Genomic DNA, 14,159 nt, shown 5'->3' with positions numbered 1-14,159 from the left:
GTCCCGCTCACCCAGACGATCCCGCTGAAGCCGGTCGGCGGCGGTAGCCAGTCGGCCGACCGGCGATGGCGGCCGCCGGCCAGCGGGCGGGCAGCGGGCAGCGGGCGAGCAGCGGGCGAGCAGCGGGCGAGCAGCCAGCGGGCAGCCAGCGAGCAGCCAGCGAGCAGCCAGCGAGCAGCGGGCAGCGGGCAGCCAGCGGGCGAGCAGCCAGCGGGCAAATAAGCTCTCGGCAAGCGCTTATTTACCTAAACCATGCACCACGGACACAAATAAGCGCTCCAGAGAAGCCTATTAGCCAGAAAACGAGAGAAATCTAAAGAAAATTGGTATATAAGCGCTCCACAAGCGCTTATATTTCTCCATTCATCAATTAAAACTCAAATAAGCACCTGAGCGATGCTTATTCCTCGCCTCCAAGGCTCCACCATCCGCAGAAGCCCATGCACGAACCACAGTACCTATTCTGGCTGACTCCAGATAAGCACACCGTTCTGTCCGCCGAATCCAAAAGAATTGCTCATTACGTGGCGCACCGGTGCGCGTCGCGCCTGCGGGACAATATCCGGTGGAGCGAGCTCATCCGGTATGTCACAATTTATCGTCGGAGGTAACCATCCTGTCTCCAATGCCTTGACACAAGCAATACTTTCTATCGCACCGGCCGTACCCAACATATGACCGACAGCACCCTTAATGGAACTGACAGGGGTTGCCCCCACGTTGTCTCCAAACAAGGTCCTCAGCGCGATCGACTCTGCAGCGTCCCCGGCTGGTGTTGCGGTTGCATGAGCGTTGACATAATCAATATCTGCTGGGTCCAACCCGGCACCCCGCAAGGCTCGTTGCATAGCCAGCAAACCGCCTGCCCCTTCAGGGTGAGGTGAAGTCTCGTGGTAGGCATCATTGGAAGCACCATATCCTGACAGTACCCCGTAGACCTTGGCACCGCGGGCTTTGGCGTGTTCCAACGTCTCCAGAACCAACAGTGCCGATCCTTCACCCATTACCATGCCTTTTCTGTCACGATGGAAGGGCCGGGACCACTGACGCACATCCTCCGGTCCCGTTGTGGCTACAGCACCTGCGGCCCGCAAACCCGCCAAAACCGATGGGGTGAAGAGACACTCTGCCCCGCCGGCAACAATCACTTCGGCGTTCCCTTGCAAGATCCAATGAACCGATTCTCCAATTGCATTTGCGGCAGATGCACAGGCAGTCGCGTATGTCATAACCGGACCGCGAAAACTGTATTCCTTGGCAATGGCTGCGGCTGCAGCATTCGGTATGGACTTTGAGACAATGCGAGGGCTGACCCGTGCAGTGTTTAATCGTGCCAATTTGGCTGATCCCGCTTCCAGCGACTGGACACCCCCAAAAGCCGAACCCAGAGCAATCCCCACATCGTCTGCCTTTACCATATGGGACTTCACGTTTTGGCTCGAGTCAATTAGATCTGCATCACGCAGTGCTTCCTGTGCAGCGACGAGGGCCAACTGCGTGAACCTATCTGTATCTTTAACAGTCTTTCGGCCTAAGTAAGATTCGAAGTCCACATTCGTAACTTGTGCCGCAACCGGTGTCCAACGAGCAAGTTCCTCGTCTTCCATTTTCGTTGTCACGGAGTTACCTTCTAGTATTCCGTTCCAGAATGCGGATGTTCCTGCCCCGTAGGGAGTAACCGCGCCCAGTCCGGTTATCGCAATTTGTACAGCCTGCGACATGCTTCATTCCCCTTTCGAGACGCCAACGATATGTATAAAATAGTTCCTTCTTACCATAGCATAAATCGGACACGAACCCCTCATCCGGACAGTTGCACAGCCCAATTATGGGATGTTTTAGGTCGTTTGACCATGTGCACTAAAAATGCTGATGCCGGCTTTCAATCTAGTTGCGCTTGTTTCCAATCGTGCTTGTTAGTGATCACGGTTGTCCGGCGATCACGGTTGTTGGCGAAGGAGCTTGTCGGCGGTCACGGTTGTCAGCGTGCGAGTGTGTTGGCGGTAGCGCTTGTTAGTGATCCTTTCGCTCCCTATCACGAGCCCGGCCAAAGAATAGTGATCGCTGCGATCCCTATGGCCAATGGCCCTCCGCAATAAGGATCCCGCTGCTCCCTATCTCCCACCCCCACCCCGGCGCTCCCCACATTAGTGTCCATTTATGACACTAATGTCTTGGGTGCGGTAGCATTAATGATCATTGGGATCCCTATCCCACGTCACCGCGACTGATAGTGATCTTTCGGATCACTAACCAACTCACCGCTCCACCGCTTGGCAGCGAGGCTGGTGAGAATAGCGTGATCGACGAAAAGGATAAGTGGAATCATTCTGACTCGTTGAGATTCACGTTCAAAAACACTACATTGTACATGAACTCGTTCACAGGGGGGAGCAGATGAGAATAAGACTTCTACTGTGTTCTGCGGCAGTATTGCTGCTACCGGCTTGAGGGACTGTTCAGAGGCAGATCCCGGCGCAACACAACATCAAATTTGTGGGATATGCTCCGAATTGGAAGGCCGAGTATGTCTACAACCCTGATCTGTATGAGAAGAAAAAAATCAACTGGGTTTACATGACGTGCAAAGGTCGACAACTGCCACCCCTTGCTGATATCAGCATTCTCTTGAAAAGCAGAGATGGAACCTTACGAGGGAACCTCCAAGCCATGGATACCAAGACACAGGGCAACACAATTGGTTTCCTGGTGGGGACAGTCAATTTCAAAACCTATGCGCGGGACAAGTATCAACTAACCGTGAATTACCGTGGAAAACACGAAACACTCACGTTAAAGCCTTCAAAGTAGTTTCCCTGCATAGAACAATCGCGTAAGCCCACTGCCTTCAATAGGAAACAAACATATACAATGATGCTCATGAAACCCGTTGAAATTCTGGAGCATCATATTTTGGAGCATCATAATGGAAATCGAATCTGAACACTAAAACGACAACCTCCATAGCTCGTTGGCTCCCAAGCGAGTGTGTCGGCGACCACGGTTGTCGGCGTGCGAGTGTGTCGGCGGGCGCGTTGGTTGGCGGTCACGGTTGTTGGCGAAGGAGCTTGTCGGCGGTCACGGTTGTCAGCGTGCGAGTGTGTCGGCGGTAGCGCTTGTTAGTGATCCTTTCGCTCCCTATCACGAGCCCGGCCAAAGAATAGTGATCTCTGCGATCCCTATGGCCAATGGCCGTCCGCAATAAGGATCCCGCTGCTCCCTATCTCCCACCCCCCACCCCGGCGCTCCCCACATTAGTGTCCATTTATGACACTAATGTCTTGGGTGCGGTAGCATTAATGATCATTGGGATCCCTATCCCACGTCACCGCGACTGATAGTGATCTTTCGGATCACTAACCAACTCACCGCTCCCCTCCTGGCACCCAGCCCCCCACCTTCCACTCTGATTTTTTCCACATCAGGGAAGAATGCTGCCTCACTGCCACCATTGCTGCCCGGCGTACACGTGGCCACTTAAAAAAAGGGCTGCCCTAACTGTGTCAACAGTCTGGGACAGCCCGTCATAAGATTCACTCGCGTTTCAGTAGAGCCCGCGCTCGTTCGTTCTCCGTTCGTTCTCCGTTCGTTCTCCGTTCGTTCTCCGTTCGTTCTCCGTTCGTTCTCCGCTCTTCTATCGTTCCTACTCCGCTTTTCGTTGCGGTCTACGCTTCAACCGCATCTATGTCTGCCTCAGAGCCTGTATCTCACTCCGGCTGGCGAGGCGGGACATCGCTGGTACCGTTCGAGTCACTTCTACCTCAGTCACTTCTACCTCAGTCACTTCTACCTCAGCCACTTCTGCCTCAGCCAGTCGGACCTCAGTCACTTCTACCTCAGCCACTTCTGCCTCAGCCAGTCGGACCTCAGCCGACTTGACGCTATGAGACAATTGCTTTAAACGCCATAATCCAGATGCTTCCGCCGACAACAGTAAAGGCGATAAAGAAGCCGAACAGCACGGCAGTCACCTGATATGCGGGGCCTTTATCTCGTTCTGTGAAGTGCATAAACATGAGCAACTGGACTAAAACCTGAAACACAGCAAGCACTAGTATGGAAACAATGGTTGCTGCTTTTGTCATGTGAACGGAAAGGACAAACCAAAATGCCAGGGCGGTGAGAATGATGGATAGAATATACCCAATCACGTGCTTCCACGGAAACCCGTCATGCCCTTGGTGAACGTTGGTGTTTGGATTTGCGTTTTCCATCACTACAACACCTTCCCTGTCAGGTAGACCACCGTAAAGATGAATACCCATACGACGTCAAGAAAGTGCCAGTACAAACCGACAATGAACACCTTACGAGATGTCATGTTGTCGATGCCGCGTATGGCTACCTGGATAATTACCGCGATCATCCACAGGATACCGAGGCTTACGTGCGCACCATGCGTACCGACCAACGTATAGAACGCTGTCAGAAACGCGCTGGTCTGCATGGTAGCACCTTGGCCAACGTAGGTCGTAAACTCTGAGATTTCCATTCCCACAAAGCCCATGCCCAAGAGAGCTGTGAAGATGAGCCAGCCAACGACGGCGGTCTTGTTCATCTTGCGCATGAAGTAGGTGGCAATTCCATAGGTAAACGAACTTGTTAACAACAGAATTGTTTCGATTGCAAATCCGGGTACATCGAACAATTGCTTGGAGGTCGGGCCTCCTGCTGTCTGCCCGTGGTAGAGAATGTACGTGGCAAACAAGCAGGAGAACAGGACCACTTCAGCAGCGAGGAAGACCCAGAAACCAATGATTCTTAGACTTCCGTCTTCAGTAGAGTACTCGAGAAATTCACTTGAGCCTTGCCCATGGTGGTCGTGGACTGGTGCGTTTTCAATAGTACCTGTGCCCATAATTACAACCTCCCCCATGCGGCTTCTGTTTCTTTGACTTCTTCCACCGGTATGTGGTGATAGTAGTCAAATTCAAACGATCGGCGCAGCAACATCAGCAGAATACCTGCCAAAGCTGCAATGGCCAGCCAGTAGATTTCGAAGACAAGAGCAAATCCTGCGACAAAGAAAATGAACGAGAGAATAAACGGCCGCCCGGAACTGTTGGGCATATGAATGGGCTTCAGCTCTTCTGCATATTCCGCTTCTACGCGACCCTTCTTGATTTCCCAGAACTCATCCCGGTCATGGACAACTGGAATACGTGCAAAATTGTACTCCGGTGCGGGTGACGGCAAGGACCACTCCAACGTACGTCCATTCCACGGGTCTCCTGTCAAATCACGTTCCGGATGACGGAGGCTGTACACCACATTCCAAACGATGAGCAGGAACCCGACGCCTTGCATAAACGCGCCAATGGTGGAAATAAAGTTCCATGGTCCCCATCCCAAACCGGCTGGATAGGTGTACATACGCCGCGTCATACCTTCAAAGCCAAGCAAGTACTGCGGCAGGAAGCAGACATTGAAGCCAATCATGAACCACCAAAATGCATGCTTTCCGATGCGTTCATTTAAGTGTGTCCCAAACATTTTTGGCCACCAGTAGAACAACCCAGACATCACACCGAAGACAGTACCGCCAATCAGCGTGTAGTGGAAGTGAGAGACTAGGAAGTAACTGTTGTGATACTGGTAGTCAGCAGGTGCGATGGCCAGCATGACACCTGTCAATCCGCCAATCAGGAAGTTGGGAATAAAGGCGGTCGCCCACAACATTGGCACCGTCAGCCGAATCCTTCCCTTATACATCGTAAGCAGCCAGTTAAACACTTTCACGCCTGTTGGAATTGCAATTGCCATTGTTGCAATACCGAAGAATGCGTTGACACCTGGGCCTGCACCCATCGTAAAGAAGTGGTGAACCCAGACAACGAAGCTGAGTACGGAAATTGCAACCATCGAAGCCACCATCGCGCCGTAACCAAACAGCCGTTTGCTGGAGAAAGTGGCAACCACTTCAGACAGTACGCCAAAGGCCGGCAAGATTACGATGTAAACCTCGGGATGTCCCCAAATCCAGAACAAGTTTACCCACTGCATCGGCATTCCGCCTGCAGCTACGGTAAAGAAGTGGGCTCCGAACAGCCTGTCGATTGTCAACATCGCCAATGCGACGGCCAGTACCGGGAAAGCGAACAGGATAATCAGTGATGTAATAAGGACCGACCAGGTAAACATCGGCATCCGCATGAGTTTCATTCCCGGTGCACGCATCTTGAGAATTGTAACCAGGAAGTTGACACCTGTGGCAATCGTACCAATACCGGTCATCTGCAAAGCAATTAGATAGTAGTTTTCACCAGGTCCAGGACTGAACTGAAGTCCTGCCAGAGGTGCGTAACTGGTCCAGCCTGCAACGGGTGAACCCCCGATGACAAACGATAGATTAAACAACATTGCTGCAAAGAAGAACAGCCAAAAACTAATTGCATTTAAATAAGGAAACGCTACGTCTCTCGCTCCAATTTGGAGTGGAACCGCGACATTCATCAGCCCAATGATAAAGGGCATAGCCATGAACAAAATCATGATGGTTCCGTGTGTTGTAAAAATGCCGTCATAGTGCTGCGCTGACAAGAAATGTTCATTTGGCAGGGCCAACTGCGTTCGCATCAGGAGCGCGTCTGTACCGCCTCGGAAGAGCATCAAAAGTGCTGCGATGATGTACATGATCCCGATTTTTTTATGATCGGTAGTTGTCAGCCACTCAGTCCACAAATAGCGCCATTTCTTGAAATATGTCACTACGGCCACAACGCCGATACTCGTCAAAAGAATGGCCAAGTCGGATCCGATAATCAGAGGACCCTCTTTCCACATCAGAATATCCTGCGTCAAGTATTGCCAATTAATCATGAGGACCACACCCTCCTTTTGCTCTAAAGGTCATCAATTTACTGTACGGTAATACTGTGATGCTCCATTTTCGGGGGCGGCTGGTTAGTAGAATAGGTATGACGACCCGTTGTCCCCGGCTTCAGCAAGGTTTTGTACTCAGCCTTGGTAAGAGGCGATTTTGTCGACTTGACTTGCTGTGCCCATTGATTAAACTGGTTCGGATTCTTGGATATCACATGGAATGTCATGTGAGCGAAACCTTTTCCGGAAAAGTTTGCGGATCGGCCAAGGTAGTCGCCAGGCTTGTTCGCCTGCAGCCACAGTCCCAGACGCCGTCCTGGCATATCCATTTCCATACCGCCAAGTTCAGGTACCCAGAAAGAGTTCATTGGACCAATCGCATTCTGCTCAAACTTAACCGGTTGCCCCGCAGGAATCACGACATAGTTGACTGTCTCGATGCCCTGCTTCGGATAGCTGAACAGCCATTTCCAATCCACGGATGTAACATTAATCACTAGTGGATCCTTAGAGGCGTTTTTAGGCGGTTTCTGCAATCGATACGTTGTTGCTACTGTAGGAATCGCCAGCGCGATGACAACGATAATCGGGATGATCGTCCAAATCGTCTCCAGTTTTCTGTTTCCTGAAATCTCAGGCGGCTCATAACCTTCGTTCTCAGGCTTCGCCCGGTACTTTATCATGACGTAGAAAAACAGGATAAAGACGGCCAAAACCACTAAGAACATAAGAGCAAAAGACCAGAGAATCAGGTCGAGCTCCTGTTTGGCAACCGGGCCTTGGGGATGAAACACTTGAATGTTCTGCCCACAACCAGTTAACGCCAAGACAGGAACCAGTGTTGCTATGAGAAGTTTCCCGAACCGTCTCATTTTCTGCACTTATGCTCCTCTCCTTTCGGTAATAAAATGGGGCTTGCAATTGAAGCATCGCTAGAGTACATAGAACCCGACATTACACTGCCTTGAGAAATCCACGAGTAGCACCAAAGCACCAACTGATACACCTCTGGATGTATTCCCATGCAACGTCAAGACTAAATGCTCTAACGTTAACTAGGTGGTTACGACTAGTTCATAAGGACCAGTGTGATCTGTATCATATCAGTACACTTGTGAAAGTGATATGATTACAAGCTTGTATAAAGGGGGGCAGAAACAAAGTGTAACACCTTGTTCACAATTAGCTCTAGCTAATAGAAAAACTAGGCATTTAAACTGTTCTATTTTCTGAATTGACGGGCTTTTTAAGTCTCAAAAGAGAAGTAACTTCCATATAGCAAGAGGGAAACAAGGAGGAGAAAGGTACCATGAAATGTCGCTAGGGCGCATGAAAAGGAGGCTTGCTGAAGTACAGCGCGGTGCTCATCCGGTCTATGCTCATCCGGTCTATGCTCATCTGGTCGCAGCTCATCCGGTCTGTGCTCATCTGGTCACAGCTCATCCGGTTGGTACGAACTGAAATTGCAGTTTCCAGGTTGCACCACTGTTAATAGTCCGGTAAACATGCGTCGGCTGACCGTCTTCTCCCGTCACAACCCAACCAGCATGACTGTTTAGAAACAGCACCCACCCTTTGGTTCCCGGGAAATAGTGACTGAGGATGTGCACGCTGTTGCTGTTGAGTTTGGCAATTTGAGATTGCCCCTGCCCGCGGGCGGGTGAAGCGCCGAGGAGGATGGCTGACGTTTTGCTAACGGGATCGAGCATGACAGGAATTGTGCCCGGCCCCCTGGTTGCAAATGGCTGGCCGACTGGTTTGGAAGAACCATAGTTTACAGCATTATGCTGGTTTATAATGGCTGTCCAACTCGCACCGCTGTCCGTACTCCGATAAAGGACATACGATGCCTGATACATGTTCTGCCCTCGCGACGCCATCACCCAAACACTGCTGCTGCCAAAAGTTTGTATGCGCGCCGACATCAGCCGTGTCAGCGGAATCGATTTTAATTCCGTCCAACTTTGCCCGCCATCCGTTGTCTTGTCGATACTGTAGGTGTTCCCTGTATGAGACAAAGCGTACCCGGTCCCAGTGCTTAAAAACGCCGCTGCAGCAGTTTGACTCGGTAAAGGTGTGTGCGTCCACGTAGTGCCGCCGTCTGTTGTCATAAGCACAGATGCAGACTGCTTGGTTCCTCCAAGGGGAGTGATTGTAACAATTCCAACTTCGCGGTTTTGAAAACTAACAGTAAAATATGCATTGGCCGGAACCGATGAGAGTTGCATGGTCGATGAGTCTGCAATTTTGGACCAAGTTGTTCCACCGTCCGTAGTGTGCCACAACTGCACATCGGTCAGGTGTCCGGATTGCGTCTGTCCCTTGTTGACCAAGGCAAATCCGTCGACTCCATTTTCAAAGTCCAGTTTCAGGATTTGGCCCTGGCCGCTCCAGTTCACAGTCCAATCACGGCCTCCGTCAATCGTTTCGTACAACGTGTTGCGTGCTGCAATATACGCCTGCTGCGTCCCGATTACCTGAACGGCGGTAGGCATAAATCCCTTCGCCACGGCAGTCCTGTTTGGTCCTTTCAGCGGCCGACTGGCGGTACTGTTACCGGTAACTGAGTTTGCTGTTCCCCCGCCTTGATGTATCGTCTGGTTGCTGACGGCGTTTTTCGCGTGATTTGTTGATCCAGTGCCTCCTCCAGTGCTGCAGCCTGTCACGGCAAGCAGTACAGTCAGTGGAACTGCGAAGGTCCTAATCCGATTTACCAGCATGAACAATTGTACCTCCAGAGTGTGCTCAATCAGGAATTCAGATTGAGTTTCTTGATATCCAGTCCAATATCAGCCAGCGCTTGCACAAGTTGTACTCGCGCAGACTTATCCAGGGTCCGCAGCGGCGGCAAAGCTTTGCCTACGTCGAATCCCAGCTCTGCAAGCACAGCTTTTACAGACGCGATGGTTGAATATGAGTCAAACAGATTGACTGCTTCTTTCAGTTGATGTGCCCTGGCAAAGTCCTCAGTCTCGACGTCCTTCCAAGCACTGATGACGATTTCGGGGAGTGCCGCAGCGATCCCGGAAATCGACCCCGCTGCCCCCAGTTCATAGGCTTCCTGCAAAATCGCTTCACTGCCTGTGTAAACGACCGCATCAGGTGCTGCGCGCACAAACGATTCCAAGGATTTTTCACTGCCTGTGGAATCCTTTATGCCCTTCAAGTTCGCAAACCTGTGAAACAGTGTTCCAAACAACTCTGGCGAAATTACATTATTGGAGTAAACGGGTATGTTGTAGAGGTAGAAATCGACCTCTGGCCAACGCTGAAAAATTTCGGAAAAATACCGTTCCAAAGCCTTCTCACTGTGCCGATAGAAGTATGGAGCTATTATTGCGACGGCATCAGCACCGCTTTCTACTGCGGTTTCAATTCGCCACTGCGTATCCGGAAACGACGCTCCGCCGCACTGGATGATGACCGGGCATTTTCCTTCAGCAGATTGCACAGTAACCAAAACTGTACGGGCCCAGTCGTCTCTTGGTATCAACAGCCCCTCACCCGTCGTACCCAAAGCAAACAGCCCGGCAATATCGTATTGAACCAGCCATTTTGCATACTTCATCAATGCACGGAAATTCACTTGGTTGTTGGAATGCATTGGTGTCACCATCGCTGGTATAACGCCCATCATGGTCAAGATAGTTCACTTCCTTTCGCACTGAAATTGACCGCGTCAACCTTTACTTTTGAGCCAGCGGGATGCCTTGAATGTCCTGCCATAACCGCTCGGCGATGCGTTCGTAGCCCAGTTGATTTGGATGAAAGTGATCGTAATAAAGGAACTTTGCTGGGTTCAGCTCGAAGAGATCGTAGGTTTGTACAACGACTGTATCTGCATATTTTCGAGTAATTTGCAGTTCATCTGCATTCCACTGCTCAACAATGCGGTTGGTTTGGTTGCGGATCTTTTGAATATCACCGTACGGATTGTACAGCCCAACCAGTAAAACAGGGGCCTTCTGATTCCACTTGCGAAGCTTCGACATAATTTGGCCGAGGTTCGCATCAAACTGCTTTTCTGCAGCTTGAATCTTCTTGGTATGAATGGCAGGCAGTCCTGCAGCATCGTTTAAATCGTTTCCGCCGATGGAGATGAGTACGAGGTTAGCCTTCCTTATCTCCTGCTGTACTTGAGGTTGCTTCAATTGTTTCAGTAATCCGGCCGAAGTCAATCCGTCCACACCCAGATTGGACTGCACAACTTTGTAGTGCTGTTGCTTTAAGTGTCCAATGACATCGCCAACATATCCTTTTCCGGATGTATCTCCAAACCCGTGGGTTAAAGAGTCACCCAAAGCCACAACGCGCACCGTGTTCGATCCCGCTGCCTTCCCGCCTCCGGCTCCCTGACTGCCCGACCCTGATGATTGTCCCTGTGAGGTGCCTGACTGTGAGGTGCCTATGCCGCCATTTGATGCGGATCCCTGTGAGGCTCCGGTACCAGAGCCGGTGCCTGAGATCGTTGAAGGTGCAGGCTTCTGACGGGATCCAACTGTATGACCCGAAGCAGCATACGCACCATATACAAATCCACCTGCGAGGAACAGGGCAATTGCAACACTGAGTACACTGGCCATACGAATGAGGGTGTGGGATGGAGTTCGACGTTTCTTATGTATATTCAAAGTCTGATGTGAATTGCCCTTGTCAGCCACGATGAGTTCCTCCTTATTTGCGCTCTATTGTACTATACTGAAACGAGATCTACATTTTCTCAAAAAAGTTTCCGGAAAGGGGGACACTACATGACACAACCGGTATTGGAAGTGAACGGACTTAAAAAGACCATTGGACGCCATGAGATTGTAAAAGACATCTCCTTTACCGTTGAGGCAGGACAAATTCTGGGATTTCTCGGACCGAACGGTGCAGGAAAGACGACAACCATGCGAATGCTTGTCGGTCTGATCCGCCCCACTGCAGGCAGTATTACCATTAACGGCCACAATCTTCGCAAAAATTCTCTCGCCGCATTGAGGCAAGTCGGTTGTATCGTGGAGAATCCTGACTTGTACCCCTATTTGTCCGGTTATGACAACTTGTACCAGCTGGCACAGATGCAAGGGCCAGGAGCCGTTTCACGCATTGAAGAAGTCGTTGATATGGTTCGATTAACGGATCGGATTTACGACAAAGTGGGTACATACTCCCTTGGCATGCGTCAACGCTTGGGCATTGCGCAAGCGCTCTTGAACAACCCAAAGTTGCTCATTCTGGACGAACCGACAAATGGTCTCGATCCCGCCGGCATCCGCGAACTCAGAACCTTTCTCCAAGAGCTTGCACGGGATGGCATGAGCATCATCATCAGCAGTCACCTATTGTCTGAAGTGGAGTTGTTGTGCAATTACGTAGCCATGATTCGAAACGGTGAATTGATTCGGACCGGAGAAATTCAGGCCCTCTTGGCCGAATCCTCACAATCCGTTGACTTGTATGTCTATCCATTGGATACGGCCCAACAGGTTCTGCAGGAAGCTCTGGCGGAGAGCACAACAGGGATGTCTTCTGATCCCGCCGACTCTGGCTCCAGTTCGGCTGGAGTGGAGTCGGCTCAGTCTGATTCCGCTGGCTCCAGTTCCGCTGGCTCCGACTTCTCGATTGAAGTCGTCGGCCAAGGATCTCATCAGCACTTGCGCTGTAACCTGCCTGAATCGAAGATAACTGCCGCAACCGAGAAATTAATTGCAGCCGGGTGCCAAATCCAGCAAATTATAAAACAGAAAGCCACGCTTGAAGACGTCTTTCTTGAGACAACGGGAGTTGACGCTTAAGTGAATTTCATCCACCTCGTTCAAAACGAATTGACAAAAATGTTGAAAAAGCGCCGGTTTCACGTTGTCCTTGCTATTTTGTTTGTCTTGATGGCCGTGTTTTCCTATGCAGAACACCAGGCCAGCATACAAGTCACAAAGCAACTTGGAACTGCAGACTGGCATGTACACGTCCAAAAGCAGATTACACACGATGCAAACAGATTGAAGAGCCCGTTTCTGACGGGTACCGAATCAGCAGTTATTAAGGCACAGATGTCCGAGTTTCAGTACGAATTAAACCACAACATTGACCCTTATGCACCGGGGGCTCCCAGTTTCATGAAAACCTTCATGGATGAAGGCAGCCTTTTGCTGATTCCGATGCTGGTTGTGGTCATTGCATCAGACATGGTGTCTTCGGAGATGAGCGGAGGTACCATTAAAGTCCTGCTGACTAGAGGCGTTCCCAGGTGGAAGGTCCTCGCCAGCAAGTTAGTGGCATTAGTCTTTTTAACTGCCATGCTGATTGGCGCCGTCGGTTTATCCGCCTATGTGGTCTCGGGCATCTTCTTCGGTTACCAGGGTTTTCACTTGCCCATACCCATGGGATTCCATACGCTGGCTAACGGTACCATCAGTGTCACTCACGTCTATACCATTACCCAGTGGAAGTATCTGATTATGACCTATGGGCTCGGGTTCATATCCAGCCTTGCCGTAGCGGTTCTATCGTTCATGGTCTCTGTTCTGGTTCGCTCCACTGCCTCTAGTATGGGGATTATGATGGCGGCCCTGATTTCCGGTACACTCCTGACGAGCCTGGCAAGTTCCTGGCAGACAGCAAAATACCTGCCCGTCGTCAATCTGCAGCTGAGTACCTATCTTAACGGCAGTCCGCCGCCCGTGGCAGGCATGAACTTCTCTTTCTCCATGGTAATCCTGACTGTGTGGAGCATTGCAGCATTGGCAGTGAGCTTCTGGGTCTTCACGCAACGAGACATCCTGGGATAGACATTTACTCTTTAACCTAGGATTCTCCACAGCACCTTACCGGGCTCGGAAGATGCGCCGCAGCGGACTGAGCGGACGTGCACCCCGCGGCGGCGGCAGCAGCCAGTTGGGCAATCTGACGGAGAACCGAAAGGACACACTGCAGCGAAATAGGACCGAGCGGACACGCACCTTCCCGGCTATGGCCAGTTTGGCGACCTGGAGGAGGCCTAGCCGGACTTTTGTGGCACAAGTGAGATGTAGACGAACATGAGAAGGAGATAAACGGGCCTCCCGTTTATCCTCTGCATTAAGGGGCATTAACGGGTGGTTCCCAAGCTGGGCTGCTGGGAGGCTGGGGCGCGGGCTGGGGCGCGGCGCTTAGGCGGGCTGAGGCTGGGGCGCGGCGCTTAGTGACTCGAAAGATCCCTATTGCCCGGAGTGACGTGGGATAGGGATCGCAATGATCCCTAATGCCCCCTTGCCTGAGACATTAGTGTCATGAATGATCACTAAACTGGGTAGCGTCAAAATGCAGCCTGGGTGATAGGGATCAACGGGATCCCTAATTGAAATGGCTCATTG

Annotated in this window: 13 protein-coding genes; 4 read left to right on the top strand and 9 right to left on the bottom strand. The window is 51.2% G+C overall.

Annotated features, from left to right (window positions below):
- Window positions 1–65 precede the first annotated feature (65 nt).
- The gene (locus GI364_RS24790) at window positions 66–317 is read left to right on the top strand and encodes a hypothetical protein (protein ID WP_233095960.1); all 252 of its coding nucleotides are present in this window, start codon (window positions 66–68) and stop codon (window positions 315–317) included.
- A 141-nt stretch (window positions 318–458) separates the two neighbouring features.
- Here GI364_RS24790 and GI364_RS00820 read toward each other — a convergent pair whose 3' ends face one another.
- Window positions 459–1,721, bottom strand: coding sequence for a beta-ketoacyl-[acyl-carrier-protein] synthase family protein (locus GI364_RS00820; protein ID WP_198851857.1), 1,263 nt, complete (start codon window positions 1,719–1,721; stop codon window positions 459–461).
- 856 nt (window positions 1,722–2,577) lie between these two features.
- On the opposite strand from GI364_RS00820, the gene GI364_RS00815 reads away from it, so the two are divergent.
- Entirely contained in the window at window positions 2,578–2,811 is a 234-nt protein-coding gene (locus tag GI364_RS00815; protein WP_198851856.1) for a hypothetical protein, read from the top strand.
- 871 nt (window positions 2,812–3,682) lie between these two features.
- On the opposite strand, the gene GI364_RS00810 is transcribed toward GI364_RS00815, so the two are convergent.
- The 8 genes from GI364_RS00810 to GI364_RS00775 form a co-directional block, all read right to left on the bottom strand.
- Window positions 3,683–3,892 carry a hypothetical protein gene (locus GI364_RS00810; RefSeq protein WP_198851855.1) on the bottom strand — a complete coding sequence of 70 codons (210 nt, stop codon included), beginning with the start codon at window positions 3,890–3,892 and terminating at the stop codon, window positions 3,683–3,685.
- The gene (gene qoxD / locus GI364_RS00805) at window positions 3,882–4,214 is read right to left on the bottom strand and encodes a cytochrome aa3 quinol oxidase subunit IV (RefSeq protein ID WP_198853792.1); all 333 of its coding nucleotides are present in this window, start codon (window positions 4,212–4,214) and stop codon (window positions 3,882–3,884) included. The genes GI364_RS00810 and qoxD overlap by 11 nt, the downstream gene beginning before the upstream one ends.
- A gap of 2 nt (window positions 4,215–4,216) precedes the next feature.
- Complete coding sequence (gene qoxC / locus GI364_RS00800; RefSeq protein ID WP_198851854.1) at window positions 4,217–4,858, bottom strand: cytochrome aa3 quinol oxidase subunit III; 642 nt, start codon at window positions 4,856–4,858, stop codon at window positions 4,217–4,219.
- A gap of 2 nt (window positions 4,859–4,860) precedes the next feature.
- Window positions 4,861–6,783 (bottom strand): cytochrome aa3 quinol oxidase subunit I, encoded by a 1,923-nt coding sequence (gene qoxB / locus GI364_RS00795; RefSeq protein WP_198853791.1) that lies wholly within the window; start codon window positions 6,781–6,783, stop codon window positions 4,861–4,863.
- A gap of 74 nt (window positions 6,784–6,857) precedes the next feature.
- Window positions 6,858–7,694 (bottom strand): cytochrome aa3 quinol oxidase subunit II, encoded by an 837-nt coding sequence (gene qoxA / locus GI364_RS00790; RefSeq protein WP_198853790.1) that lies wholly within the window; start codon window positions 7,692–7,694, stop codon window positions 6,858–6,860.
- A gap of 567 nt (window positions 7,695–8,261) precedes the next feature.
- Window positions 8,262–9,542 (bottom strand): WD40/YVTN/BNR-like repeat-containing protein, encoded by a 1,281-nt coding sequence (locus GI364_RS00785; RefSeq protein WP_198851853.1) that lies wholly within the window; start codon window positions 9,540–9,542, stop codon window positions 8,262–8,264.
- A 29-nt stretch (window positions 9,543–9,571) separates the two neighbouring features.
- Window positions 9,572–10,459, bottom strand: a complete 888-nt coding sequence (locus GI364_RS00780; RefSeq protein WP_233096120.1) for a dihydrodipicolinate synthase family protein — start codon at window positions 10,457–10,459, stop codon at window positions 9,572–9,574.
- A 49-nt stretch (window positions 10,460–10,508) separates the two neighbouring features.
- A complete protein-coding gene (locus tag GI364_RS00775) occupies window positions 10,509–11,483 on the bottom strand; it encodes a GDSL-type esterase/lipase family protein (protein WP_198851851.1) in 975 nt (324 codons plus the stop codon).
- Between the two features lie 90 nt (window positions 11,484–11,573).
- Here GI364_RS00775 and GI364_RS00770 point away from each other — a divergent pair, with 90 nt between their 5' ends.
- Window positions 11,574–12,602 carry an ABC transporter ATP-binding protein gene (locus tag GI364_RS00770; RefSeq protein ID WP_198851850.1) on the top strand — a complete coding sequence of 343 codons (1,029 nt, stop codon included), beginning with the start codon at window positions 11,574–11,576 and terminating at the stop codon, window positions 12,600–12,602.
- Window positions 12,603–13,595, top strand: coding sequence for an ABC transporter permease (locus GI364_RS00765; RefSeq protein WP_198851849.1), 993 nt, complete (start codon window positions 12,603–12,605; stop codon window positions 13,593–13,595).
- Window positions 13,596–14,159 lie beyond the last annotated feature (564 nt).

Source organism: Alicyclobacillus sp. SO9 (assembly GCF_016406125.1).
Taxonomy (GTDB): domain Bacteria; phylum Bacillota; class Bacilli; order Alicyclobacillales; family Alicyclobacillaceae; genus SO9.
The sequence above is the reverse complement of the archived record's forward strand: the minus strand, read 5'-3'. Positions and strand labels throughout refer to the sequence as shown.

Excerpts from the sequence above, each read along its gene's own strand:
- GI364_RS00785 (WP_198851853.1), bottom strand. The coding sequence starts at position 9,542 with ATGCTGGTAAATCGGATTAGGACCTTCGCAGTTCCACTGACTGTACTG.
- qoxA (WP_198853790.1), bottom strand. The coding sequence starts at position 7,694 with ATGAGACGGTTCGGGAAACTTCTCATAGCAACACTGGTTCCTGTCTTG.
- qoxC (WP_198851854.1), bottom strand. The coding sequence starts at position 4,858 with ATGGGCACAGGTACTATTGAAAACGCACCAGTCCACGACCACCATGGG.
- qoxD (WP_198853792.1), bottom strand. The coding sequence starts at position 4,214 with ATGGAAAACGCAAATCCAAACACCAACGTTCACCAAGGGCATGACGGG.
- GI364_RS00820 (WP_198851857.1), bottom strand. The coding sequence starts at position 1,721 with ATGTCGCAGGCTGTACAAATTGCGATAACCGGACTGGGCGCGGTTACT.
- qoxB (WP_198853791.1), bottom strand. The coding sequence starts at position 6,783 with ATGTGGAAAGAGGGTCCTCTGATTATCGGATCCGACTTGGCCATTCTT.
- GI364_RS00780 (WP_233096120.1), bottom strand. The coding sequence starts at position 10,459 with ATGATGGGCGTTATACCAGCGATGGTGACACCAATGCATTCCAACAAC.
- GI364_RS00770 (WP_198851850.1), top strand. The coding sequence starts at position 11,574 with ATGACACAACCGGTATTGGAAGTGAACGGACTTAAAAAGACCATTGGA.
- GI364_RS00815 (WP_198851856.1), top strand. The coding sequence starts at position 2,578 with ATGACGTGCAAAGGTCGACAACTGCCACCCCTTGCTGATATCAGCATT.
- GI364_RS24790 (WP_233095960.1), top strand. The coding sequence starts at position 66 with ATGGCGGCCGCCGGCCAGCGGGCGGGCAGCGGGCAGCGGGCGAGCAGC.